Here is a 9,603-nt window from a genome sequence, read left to right on the forward strand (position 1 = left end):
TATGCCTATAATTCTTCCTGCGTGGGACATCGGTATTCTCCATCAAACTGTTTCTTCGCAAATTCAGTTTAATGAATGCCGGTGTCCCCCGTTAATGATGAAGAGCCCCTTTCCAGCTATCGAAATATTCTTCCCATCGGCAAACTGATGATTACAGCAAAATCATTTTAATGAATGTCGATGCCCCCCCGTTAATGATGAAGAGCTCAATCTCTTTTACCGGACAATCGCTCGGTGGTGGGCTTGTTGCAATAATGGGTGTTTTTTTCGATAAACCGACCGTAACATTTGACCCCGCTCCATTTAGACGTGCCGCGTCGCTGGTCAATATGACCGTTTTGACAATAGGTCTAGCATTCCTCGCTATAAGCTCCCGTGCTAAACACGGTCATAGTTTTGTGTTGCGCATGCCAGCGCAGAAGTCGAGCGTAGTTGGGCAGGACTAGATCGACAAACGGTCTAAATGAATAGGATTTAAACCGCGTTAGTGTCACTTATCCAATACACATAATGTGGATTAATACGGGCCGGACTGGTCCACGAAATTGCCCCACATGGCAGCCCAAATGGCGTCGCCAGATAAAAAGTATATTGCGTCACCGTCTAGCACCGATCGATTTTGACCAGCGTACCAGCTGTCATTTGGCGCTGGATTGGCGATCATACTGCCAATTATGTTCAAGCTCGCTGTGCTAGGCATGGTTTTGGCTCTAATCTCAAGAAGGTAAAGCCGATTCTCGCTGCTATAGCTGTTGTCTGGGTTTTGAAAACTCGATTGTACCGGCACGGCCAGACGGTCGGGGCCAGTATTGCTCGGCAAATAGGTGAATGCGTGCCGGTTGTACTGGGCTTCGGAGTAGTTCCAGCCGCCGTCAACGCCAAGCAGCACGCTATTAAGTTCTTGGGGCTGGGTGATGTCGGCGATATTAAATAGGCTCAACTTTATGCTTTGTTGTTGAGGCCCGCCGCGGCCTAGTCCTAATAATAAATCATTGTTGACCGGGTGGAGAAAATCTGAAACGCCGGGAATCTCGAGTTCACCCGCAATGTAGGGATCTGTCGGATCGCTGAGATCAATCACGTATAGCGGATCGATTTGTTCAAAGGTAACGAAGTAGGCGCGCTCGTCGATAAAGCGAACGCCATAGAGGGCCTCATTGGCTTTGCCAATTTCTTGAGGGCGCCGAGCGTTGGGCAGGCTAGCCACACGTTCCAAGGTCTTAGACTGCGCCGCTTCACCTAATATGCTGAGCTGGTGGTCGCGAAGATCCTCGTTGTCATGGGTGAATACCGTGGTAACGATGTGGAGCAGGCCATTGCGCTCAGACATTCTAAAGTCGCTTTGCCCCGGCCCCCATAATTGACCTGCAATGTCGGCGGAACCACGGTATTCGGGCCTGCCGAGTGCGAGCTTGAATTTATGAATGCGGGTGCTCTCGCTGTTGTCGCTATAACGATATTGGCTGAGGTAAAGGGCGTCTTGAGAAACATAAATACCACTGCTCTCTTCGTTGAAGCACACCGACTCTGCTGCGCCAGGTGAGGTGAGGGGGATTGCGGTAACACTCGTATAAACAGGGTAGGCGTAGTCCTGGTCTTGATCGTCGCGGCTAAGTAGACAGTTTTGTGGCGTAAACAGTGGTCTGGATTCGCCATTAACGGTAAATACCGGAATCAGGTCTTGCGGTTTAATTGCCGCCAATTTCTGGGCATTGGCATCTGCCTCGTTTTGATTGCTCGGATAGTAGTAAATATTCTCGAATTGGGGACTGTGGCGACTGATGATATAGAGGGTGTCGCCAATACGGCGGCTGTCCACTAAGCCGCCTTCAATTCCAATATCCCACTTTAGCGCGGGCGCAGTAATGGTTGTGGTGTCGTAAATTTTAATACTTAAATTCTGCTGCAGCCAACTGGCAATTCCCAGCCATTGGTGGCCATAGGGGCCGTAATATTGGGTGCTGCCAATACTGATCAGTTGCGGACCGCTAATATACAAGCCCTGCACGTATTCATCTCCTTGCAGGGGAATAGTGGCCACCTCCGCCGCGCTGGCCGTATCTGGCTTGGTGCTTAGTATGCGAATGCCGCCTGATTGATCTGGTGAGGGCGGGGCGAAGCTGCTGGCTTCGGCGATAGTTGCACTCTGGGCTAAAAAACAGCAACGAGCTTGCCGTGTTGGCGCGATGTAAAGATGATCGCCGTCGTACTTTAATACATCAAATTCGTCTACATCGGGCTCAAGGGTATAGGTAGTGCTGTAGCTACCATTGCTATCAGTAGTGGCTCCTGCCTCGGCAGGAACGGGCTGTATGTGGCTATTCTGCTGTTTATTACTGGACGCTGGGCGAATATATGCCGCGCGAAATTGACTGACGAACTCCTCATTACTGACAATGTTGCGTAGTAGCCCCTCGTCATCTGAGGTTGTCGTATTCGGCGGGCTATTGGCGCTGCCACCACCACAGGCTGATAGCGCCAGTAGCGCGAATAATAAGGCAGGTGCGCTGTTGTGCGGCCGGGGGAAGTTCAATCTTAATCTCACCATGTTCATCTCTTTATTCGCGAGTAGGATGAAAGGAGCTGCATAAAGTCTGGGCCCGCGCTGCGCTGGCTGTCAAGGAGGCTTTTCGTGCGGCCTTGGTATGGGTTAAGCTAATGAAAATCAATCAGTAGCCTTGCAATGCGATATTACAGCCTCGAAAAATTGATCAATCTTTATGATGGTTATCGTAAGGTCTTTAAAATAGACAGCCATCACCTCATGCTGCTGCAAATCGACGGGCAGCGCTATCTCATTGAAAGCCAATGCCCCCACCGAGAGTACCCTTTGCGCAGCTCAGACGTTGAGGGCGGTGAACTGGTTTGCCCCCAACATGGCTATCGCTTTGATATTCGCAGCGGCGAATTGCTGGCGGCAAGTGAAGAGCCCTGCCGCAACCTGCGTTGCTATACCTTGGCGGACAGAGACAATGAAGTGGGTGTCATGCTCGCCGAGTGAAGCTAAATCAATAAAAAGGCTTTAGTGAGCGCGGTTCTGCCGCGTGGCGCCATAGCTGGTCAAACTTCATGCGATACTGACGTGCAATGGCTTCGTCATCTGAGGATAAAATCTGTGCTATTTCGCTTTGATGGGGATAGGTGATGAGATGATCTTCGTCACTCACAACAAAATACTCATCGGCATTCACGGTATAGTCGATGCTAAGGGTGCGCAATTGCAAAATATGTCGATACTGCCTGCTTAGTTCAACCAGCGGATGATGAGTCTCCCGCAGCGGCCGCTCCTCGCAAATCATGAGCAATACCTTGCTGTCCTGATGGCGGTGGGCAAATTCATAAATACAGTGAATAAATGCGGCATTTGCAAACAGCGCTGGCTCGAGACTATGGCTGAAAATACGCAGTTCCCAGCGGCCATTTTTGCACAGCTCGAGTACGCCTTGCCCCGGGTTGGCGCGCAGGTCAGGGTCAGCGTTAAAGCCGCGTGGCGCGTCCGGTGTTAGTCGTAGGTACATATGTTGATGGGCAATACCTGCGTCCATAAAACGGGGGCCTTTAACCCGGAAGCCTGCGGTTTCGTAAAAGGCGATGGCGTGAGTTTGGGCGCCAAGTTCTACCGTTGGATACTGGCGCTTTTTCGCTTCGTTGATAATGGCGTTGATGAGTGCTTTGCCAACGCCTTTGCCACGATAGGGCTTGAGTACCGCCATGCGGCCGATAGCGCCACCGTCTAACATTCTGGCCGTGCCAATAACTTTATCTTCTATGCGGGCGAGCCAGTGGCTGGCTAGTGAGTCAAATTCGTCGAGTTCAAGGGCTTCTGGGACACCTTGTTCGTCGACAAATACGCGGTGGCGGATTTCAGAGAGAAGTCCGGCGTGGTGTGCCCAATCGGCTTTAGCTATCGTAAGTGTCGTCATCAAAGTAGAGCGTAGCATTGCAATACAAGGCGTACAGCATTTCTTCGCTAAAGTTACGGAAATTACCTATCGGTTTGCCGCATTCGATCTGACAAAGCGCTCGCACATCGTCGCGATCCTGAGGTGGGTAGGCAAAGGCCACACCGTCGGCGAAGAGGTGCTGTTCATCGAAGGCCAGGCGGGCGCCTAGGCGCAGATGAAGGTCTGTATCTTGGGCGCGCAGCTCTGCAAAGTCGTCGCGGCTGAGGCTGTCGTCGCGAAATTCACCTTGATCCGGCACCCTGGTCATCATTTCGCCAAACCAACGCGCGAGCAGGACGTCGTTGTCGAGTTGTTTCAGCAATACAGCTTTTAATTGCGCGTGAACGGCAGGGGATATTTCACCAGGATTGGCAGCAGCGCTAAGCTGAGGGTCTTGATAGCGCTTGGACTCATCGCTGCGGCTGGCTATTTCATCGCTGAAATCCCCAAGCAGTGCGGCCACGGATGGCGCTCTAAAGCCCACTGACAGCGTCATGCAATCGTCGCCTTCGGCCACGCCCCAGTGGGCGACCCCGGGCGGCACATAGAGAATATCACCCGCTTCAAGCAGAAACTCTTGTTCGGTCTCAAAGTGTTGTAGCAGTTTAAGCTGAGGGTGGCTGTGTAATGGGGTGTCTGACCCGCAATGGCCGCCAATTTTCCAGCGGCGCTGGCCGCTACCCTGAACGAGAAAAACATCATATTGGTCGTAATGGGGGCCAACATTGCCGCCATCGGTGGCGTAGCTGACCATAATGTCTTCTGTGCGCCAGCGTGGCAGGAAACGAAACTTCGCCATTAAATCGGCTAATTCCGGCAGGTATTGGTCTACGCCCTGAACTAATAAAGTCCAGTGAGATGTTGGCAGGGTGGTAAAATCGGCTTCTTGAAAAGGCCCGTTGCGCAATTCCCAGCCGTCTTTAGCTTCAATAATAATACGACTATCGACGTCTTCTTCGCAGGCGAGGCCCGCTAGGTCATTGCCGTCTAAGGGGCATTCAAACCCAGGCAGGGCGGCCTTGATTAAGACTGCTTTGCGCTGCCAGGCGGTATCCAGAAAATGCTGGGCATCAAATCCTTGCAGCGCCATGGCGATCAGATCCGCAGTGCTTGGGCGACGGCATTGCCGATGTATTTCGCCGGTGTCAGCTCGCGCAATTCGGCTTTAGCGGACTCTGGAATCTCAAGGGTTTCAACAAACTCTTTCAGAATCTCGGCGGTAATACGTTGGCCGCGAGTAAGGGCTTTAAGCTTCTCATAGGGTTCTGCAACAGCGTAGCGGCGCATGACCGTTTGAATTGGCTCAGCGAGCACTTCCCAGCTGTCGTCGAGGTCGGCGGCGATGCGCGGCTTATTGATTTCCAGTTTGCTCAACCCTTTCATGGTAGCGGCATACGCCATGGTGCTATAGGCAATGCCGACGCCCATATTACGCAGTACGGTGGAGTCGGTAAGGTCCCGCTGCCAACGTGAAATCGGTAGCTTCGCGGCTAAGTGGTTTAGCACCGCATTGGCTAGGCCTAAATTGCCTTCGGAGTTCTCGAAGTCGATGGGGTTCACTTTATGCGGCATGGTGGAGGAGCCCACTTCGCCTGCAATAGTGCGCTGTTTGAAATAACCCAAGGAGATATAACCCCAAATATCGCGATCAAGGTCGATCAATATAGTGTTAAAGCGCGCAATAGCGTCGAATAATTCAGCGATGTAATCGTGAGGCTCGATCTGGGTAGTGTAACGATTCCAGGTGATGCCAAGCTTGCTAATAAATGCATCGGCATGGGCTTCCCAATCAATATCGGGGTAGGCAGATAAGTGGGCATTGTAGTTACCGACCGCGCCATTGATTTTGCCTAGTAGCACCACATCGGCGATGGCATCGCGCTGGCGGCGCAGGCGAGCAACCACATTGGCGAACTCTTTGCCCATGGTCGTAGGGCTAGCGGTTTGGCCGTGGGTGCGGGCGAGCATGGGCACAGCGGCAAATTCACGGGCCTGCTCGGCGAGCTTATTGATGATCGCGTCGGCGTCAGCGAGCAAAATCTCACGACCTTCACGCAGCATCAAAGCGTGGGATAGGTTGTTGATGTCTTCTGAGGTGCAGGCAAAGTGGACAAATTCTGAGATTGCGGCCAGTTCGGCATTGCTGCTGATCGCTTCTTTAATAAAATATTCAATAGCTTTGACATCGTGGTTGGTGGTGGCTTCGATGTCTTTTACTTTTTGCGCGCCGCTTTCATTAAAGCCGCTAATTAAGGCTTCTAAGGCGGCATTGGCTGCTTCGCTGAGTGCGGGAACCTCTACCACGCCAGGGTTTGCCGCTAGGGCCTGGAGCCACCGCACTTCAACGATTAAGCGGTATTTGATTAGACCAAACTCACTAAATACGGGGCGCAGTGGCGCGGTTTTACTGCCGTAACGGCCATCAACGGGGGAGACGGCGGAAAGCGCGGATAAGTCCATGTTCAATACCTTTTTTGTGCGGGACGGCTATTGCGGAAAGCGCGCAATAATACACGAGTTAACGAGGGATTTCAGTGCCAAGTAGCTGTTTGGTCTGGGCAAAAAGTCGGTTGCGTTGGAATATAAGTTTCCAGCGACTGCCGCCAGCTTGGCGCCACAAATAACTGGCGCGAATTGATGCCAGCAGTAGGCTGCGAATTCGCGCGGCATTGTTCGGGTTTTGCAGCTCTTGGGCGCTGCCGGTAATTTGAATTCTGAAATTGTATTTGGAAATCGTATCTTGATAAATTGATGAAAGAGATGAGCTTAAGCTACTGATATCAATATTATTTATCTCTTTATTTTTGGCTGCATGCTGCAGCCGGTTGCGCAGCAGCGAGGCGGTCGTATCGTCGCCCCGCAGCTTTTTGTGCAGGTGCAAGACCCCGAGGCAATAGCGCATAACCGCGTGGCGCTCACCGTAATCATTGCCGCTTAATAGGTCGCGCAGGCCGCGAATACCCACTTCAAGGTTTTCGATGCCGCCATAGGCCTCTTCTACCGTGATGGCTGAGAAGGCAAATAGGCTGTTGATTGACGCTTCCAGCGCCTGGGGTTCGGCTTGACCGGTGCGGGCGATTTGATCCACCAATACTGTACCTTGCACAATAGCCGCGAGGGCCAGAACTTGTTGTCTAGCGAGTTGCTCGGGTTTGCTTAATGGGCTGTTCATAATAAATTAAACCCTGCTTCGATTACGCCACCGCCAAGGCAAATGTCGCCATCGTAAAAGACCACCGATTGGCCGGGGGTAATCGCGCGCTGGGCTTCGCTGAAATGCACTTCATAGCGACCGTCGTCGGCGCGAATCTCACAATCTTGGTCTGCTTGCCGGTAGCGGGTTTTAGCCTTGCAAACGTAGGGGAATTGCGGTGCTTGGCCGGTAATCCAGTGAATTTCGCCTACCTGTAGTGCTTGTTTTAGCAGCGCTGGGTGTTGGCCGCCTTGGGCGACCAGCAAAACATTGCGCGTTAAATCCTTATCGACCACATACCAAGGCTCTTCGCCGCCGCCTTTTACGCCGCCGATACCCAAGCCTTGGCGCTGGCCAATGGTGTGGTACATCAGGCCGCTGTGTTGGCCCATGTCCTCTCCATCTAAACTCTCAATACGACCGGGCTTGGCGGGAAGGTATTGCTGTAAAAAGTCTTTAAAGCGGCGCTCACCGATAAAACAAATGCCGGTACTGTCTTTTTTGTTGTGGGTAATCAGTCCGTTTGCTTCGGCGAGAGCACGAACTTCGGGTTTTTCAATTTCGCCAACAGGGAATAGGGTTCGGGCGAGCTGTTCGCTCCCCACGGCATGCAGGAAGTAGCTTTGATCCTTGTTTGCGTCTAGGCCTTTTAAGAGCTGGCTGCGACCATCAACATCGCGACGGCGGGTGTAGTGACCGGTAGCGATATAATCAGCGCCTAAAACCAAGGCGTAATCGAGGAAGGCTTTAAACTTAATTTCGCGATTACACAGAATATCTGGGTTAGGAGTGCGTCCAGCCTTGTATTCGGCCAAAAAATGCTCAAACACGTTATCCCAGTATTCGCTGGCGAAATTCGCGGTGTGTAAATGAATGCCTAAGGTTTTACAGACGGCGGCGGCATCGGCCAAGTCATCTTTGGCAGTGCAGTATTCGGTGCCGTCGTCTTCGTCCCAGTTTTTCATGAACAGGCCTTCGACCTGATAGCCTTGCTGCATTAACAGCAGGGCTGAAACAGAGGAGTCGACACCGCCGGACATACCGACGATCACTTTGATTTTGCTATTGTCTTGTTGCGTGTTCTCGTGCATCAACGCGTTCCGTAAATCATAGATAGGGGATAGCGGTGGCCGCCGAGGTAGCGCTCTAGGCATTCCAGCACTAGCGGGCTGCGCAGCATTGCTCGGCGCTCTTTTAATTCATCATAGCTGAGCCATATAGCTTGCTCGATATCGCTGTCTAAAGTGTGTTCAGGGCAAAATGCCACGGGCCGAGCAAAAAAGCTGGTGCGCTGGTACGTCACGCCATTGGCCGGGGCGGTGTAGAGGCCAAAGCCAACGACGCCGAGTATTTCAACCCGCCACTGGGTTTCTTCTAATGTTTCCCGCTGCGCCGCCTCGAGCAAGCTTTCGTTTTGCTCAAGATGTCCCGCTGGCTGGTTGATTACTCTTTGTCCGTTCTTGATTTCTTCAACAAAGAGAAACTTGCCGTCATTCTCAACGAGAGTGGCCACGGTAACGTAGGGCTGCCAATCCATAGAAGAATCCAATTACTAAAAGCGGAATTGTAGCAGCTGCGACGCCTTAAGGACTACGTTTGCGCGGCTTGGGGCCAAGGGTTTTACCCTTGGATTTCCGATAAGGCGGTCTTGCTGCCGGCCTCTTCGGGCTGGCATAGCGTTTAAATTCATCGCCAAGGGTGATTTTGCGGTGCTCACCGGGTGCGAGGTTGTCGACGCTCCAGTCGCCGATTGCGGCGCGAACGAGGCGCAGAGTCGGAAATCCCACTGCGGCGGTCATGCGTCGAACCTGACGATTACGGCCTTCACTTATTTGCAAGCTAAGCCATGACGTCGGAATGGCTGCCCGGTATCGCACAGGGGGGTCTCGTGGCCACAGTGAGGTGGGTTCGGCGATGCGTTCGGCGTGAGCGGGCAGAGTGGGGCCGTCTTTAAGCATCACCCCGCGCCGCAGCTGAGCGAGGGCATGGTCACTAATTTCGCCTTCTACTTGCGCCCAATACGTTTTACGCAATTTATGGCGGGGGTGACTAATTTGGTGCTGCAGATCACCGTCGCCGGTCAATATCATTAGACCTTCAGAGTCATAATCTAGGCGCCCCGCTGGATAAATGGCGGGGATCCTGATGTAATCGGCTAGCGTGGCCCGGCCATCTGGGTCAGTGAATTGACTCATTACTTGAAAGGGCTTGTTGAAAATAAAAATGTCACTCACGTTAAAATAGGCTCATTCATAGAAGAAATCTCGGTATAAAGTGTTACAATGTCGCGCTTTTTACCGAAGCTGTATTGTATCTAATACAGTTAATCTTCGTATTGTGAGCAAGTGCGAGCACAGATACTAACTGATAAACCATGGAGTCAAAAATGGGATACCAACATATCAAGGTACCTGCAGAGGGCGAGAAAATCACCGTTAATGCGGATCTTTCCCTGAACGTACCCGA

The 9,603-nt window shown here is 52.2% G+C and carries 9 protein-coding genes; 1 reads left to right on the top strand and 8 read right to left on the bottom strand.

Annotation, left to right across the window (positions count from 1 at the left end):
• Positions 1-517: 517 nt before the first annotated feature.
• Positions 518-2,548 (bottom strand): beta-propeller domain-containing protein, encoded by a 2,031-nt coding sequence (locus tag ABYP33_RS15810; protein WP_373092120.1) that lies wholly within the window; start codon positions 2,546-2,548, stop codon positions 518-520.
• 135 nt (positions 2,549-2,683) lie between these two features.
• Between ABYP33_RS15810 and ABYP33_RS15815 the strand changes: the two genes are divergently transcribed.
• Positions 2,684-3,001: a Rieske (2Fe-2S) protein gene (locus ABYP33_RS15815; RefSeq protein WP_008247813.1), complete on the top strand. Its 318-nt coding sequence runs from the start codon at positions 2,684-2,686 to the stop codon at positions 2,999-3,001.
• A 7-nt stretch (positions 3,002-3,008) separates the two neighbouring features.
• Here ABYP33_RS15815 and ABYP33_RS15820 read toward each other — a convergent pair whose 3' ends face one another.
• From ABYP33_RS15820 to ABYP33_RS15850, 7 genes are read right to left on the bottom strand one after another with little or no spacing between them, the layout of a single operon-like run.
• Positions 3,009-3,923: a GNAT family N-acetyltransferase gene (locus ABYP33_RS15820; RefSeq protein ID WP_373092121.1), complete on the bottom strand. Its 915-nt coding sequence runs from the start codon at positions 3,921-3,923 to the stop codon at positions 3,009-3,011.
• Complete coding sequence (locus ABYP33_RS15825; protein ID WP_373092122.1) at positions 3,901-5,034, bottom strand: JmjC domain-containing protein; 1,134 nt, start codon at positions 5,032-5,034, stop codon at positions 3,901-3,903. The genes ABYP33_RS15820 and ABYP33_RS15825 overlap by 23 nt, the downstream gene beginning before the upstream one ends.
• Before the next feature lie 5 nt (positions 5,035-5,039).
• Complete coding sequence (gene purB, locus ABYP33_RS15830) at positions 5,040-6,404, bottom strand: adenylosuccinate lyase (protein WP_373092123.1); 1,365 nt, start codon at positions 6,402-6,404, stop codon at positions 5,040-5,042.
• Positions 6,405-6,462: 58 nt separating this feature from the next.
• The gene (hflD, locus tag ABYP33_RS15835) at positions 6,463-7,116 is read right to left on the bottom strand and encodes a high frequency lysogenization protein HflD (protein ID WP_373092124.1); all 654 of its coding nucleotides are present in this window, start codon (positions 7,114-7,116) and stop codon (positions 6,463-6,465) included.
• Complete coding sequence (gene mnmA / locus ABYP33_RS15840; protein ID WP_373092125.1) at positions 7,113-8,228, bottom strand: tRNA 2-thiouridine(34) synthase MnmA; 1,116 nt, start codon at positions 8,226-8,228, stop codon at positions 7,113-7,115. The genes hflD and mnmA overlap by 4 nt, the downstream gene beginning before the upstream one ends.
• Positions 8,228-8,674, bottom strand: coding sequence for an NUDIX hydrolase (locus tag ABYP33_RS15845; protein WP_373092126.1), 447 nt, complete (start codon positions 8,672-8,674; stop codon positions 8,228-8,230). The genes mnmA and ABYP33_RS15845 overlap by 1 nt, the downstream gene beginning before the upstream one ends.
• A 46-nt stretch (positions 8,675-8,720) precedes the next feature.
• Positions 8,721-9,371, bottom strand: coding sequence for a pseudouridine synthase (locus tag ABYP33_RS15850; protein WP_373092127.1), 651 nt, complete (start codon positions 9,369-9,371; stop codon positions 8,721-8,723).
• Between the last annotated feature and the right edge of the window lie 232 nt (positions 9,372-9,603).

The organism is Zhongshania sp. (assembly GCF_041584495.1).
GTDB lineage: Bacteria > Pseudomonadota > Gammaproteobacteria > Pseudomonadales > Spongiibacteraceae > Spongiibacter.

Bases quoted from the DNA above. Each gene is read 5' to 3' on its own strand.
- hflD (WP_373092124.1), bottom strand. From the start codon at position 7,116: ATGAACAGCCCATTAAGCAAACCCGAGCAACTCGCTAGACAACAAGTT.
- ABYP33_RS15810 (WP_373092120.1), bottom strand. From the start codon at position 2,548: ATGGTGAGATTAAGATTGAACTTCCCCCGGCCGCACAACAGCGCACCT.
- ABYP33_RS15820 (WP_373092121.1), bottom strand. From the start codon at position 3,923: ATGACGACACTTACGATAGCTAAAGCCGATTGGGCACACCACGCCGGA.
- ABYP33_RS15845 (WP_373092126.1), bottom strand. From the start codon at position 8,674: ATGGATTGGCAGCCCTACGTTACCGTGGCCACTCTCGTTGAGAATGAC.
- ABYP33_RS15825 (WP_373092122.1), bottom strand. From the start codon at position 5,034: ATGGCGCTGCAAGGATTTGATGCCCAGCATTTTCTGGATACCGCCTGG.
- ABYP33_RS15815 (WP_008247813.1), top strand. From the start codon at position 2,684: ATGCGATATTACAGCCTCGAAAAATTGATCAATCTTTATGATGGTTAT.
- mnmA (WP_373092125.1), bottom strand. From the start codon at position 8,228: ATGCACGAGAACACGCAACAAGACAATAGCAAAATCAAAGTGATCGTC.
- purB (WP_373092123.1), bottom strand. From the start codon at position 6,404: ATGGACTTATCCGCGCTTTCCGCCGTCTCCCCCGTTGATGGCCGTTAC.